The sequence below is a fragment of the Xanthomonas albilineans genome, assembly GCF_002939705.1.
Lineage (GTDB): Bacteria > Pseudomonadota > Gammaproteobacteria > Xanthomonadales > Xanthomonadaceae > Xanthomonas_A > Xanthomonas_A albilineans.
Genome location: NZ_MDCB01000069.1, coordinates 1 through 1,336, shown reverse-complemented (window position 1 = coordinate 1,336; position 1,336 = coordinate 1). Strand labels below are relative to the sequence as shown.

Genomic DNA, 1,336 nt, shown 5'->3' with positions numbered 1-1,336 from the left:
GCACACCGCATCAACGCAGCAGATACTGGTTGATCAGGTTCTCGTAGGCTTCCTGGCGGCCACTGCGCTGCGTCGGTTCGCCGACCTTGCCCGCATGCGCGGCCAGCTCCGCCAGCGTGCTCTTGCCCGCCGCGAACGCCGCCCCCGCACCGCTGTCGAAACTCGCGTAGCGCGCCTTGCGCCACTGCTCCAGCGGCGAGGACGTCAGCAGCGCGTGCGCCACTTCCAGCCCGCGCGCGAACGCGTCCATCCCGCCGATGTGCGCCACGAACAGATCCTGCGGATCGGACGATTCGCGCCGCACCTTCGCATCGAAGTTCAACCCACCCGGCGCCAGGCCGCCCTGCCGCAGCACCACCAGCATCGCCCCCACCGTGTCGTACAGATCCACCGGGAACTGGTCGGTGTCCCAGCCGTTCTGCGGATTGCCGCGGTTGGCGTCGATGCTGCCCAATAGGCCCGCATCGCTGGCCACCTGCAGATCGTGCTCGAAACTGTGCCCGGACAACGTGGCGTGGTTGGCCTCGATGTTGAGCTTGAAATCCTGGTCCAGCCCGTGCTGGCGCAGGAAACCCACCACCGTGGCGCTGTCGAAATCGTACTGGTGCTTCATCGGCTCCATCGGCTTGGGCTCGATCAGGAAATTGCCCTTGAAGCCGATGCTGCGTCCGTAGTCGCGCGCCAGAGTGAGGAAGCGCGCCAGATGCTCTTGCTCGCGCCGCATCTGCGTGTTGTGCAGGCACGCATAGCCCTCGCGACCGCCCCAGAACACGTAGTTCTCCCCGCCCAAGGCCACCGTCGCCTCCAACGCCGCCTTGACCTGCACCGCCGCGCGCGCCACCACGTCAAAATCCGGGTTGGTCGCCGCACCGTTCATATAGCGCGGATGCGAGAACAGATTGGCCGTGCCCCACAGCAACTTGATGCCGGTGTCGGCCTGGCGCTGCTTGGCGATGCCGACCATGTGCTGTAGATTTTTCTCGTACTGGCCGATGGCCTCCGCGTCCGGGGCCAGATCCACATCGTGGAAGCAGTAATACGGTACGCCGAGCTTGGTGAAAAACTCGAATGCCGCATCGGCCTTGGCCTCGGCCCGTGCTAGTGCGTCGCTACCGGCATCCCACGGATAGGCGCGCGTGCCCGGACCGAACGGATCGGCGCCGTTGCCGCAGAAACTGTGCCAATACGCCACAGCAAAACGCAGGTGCGCGGCCATGGATTTGCCGCCAATCTGCTTGTCGGCGTCGTAGACCTTGAACGCCAGCGGGTTGTCCGAGGCCTTGCCTTCGAATGGAATGCGGCCGATGCCCGGAAAATATTCCTTGGCGCCGATATA

At 64.9% G+C, this 1,336-nt stretch carries 1 protein-coding gene; it reads right to left on the bottom strand.

What is annotated here, in order from left to right; translation table 11 throughout:
- Positions 1–10: 10 nt before the first annotated feature.
- On the bottom strand, positions 11–1,336 hold a 1,326-nt coding region (gene xylA, locus XalbCFBP2523_RS15745), incomplete at its 5' end, for a xylose isomerase (protein ID WP_080928166.1).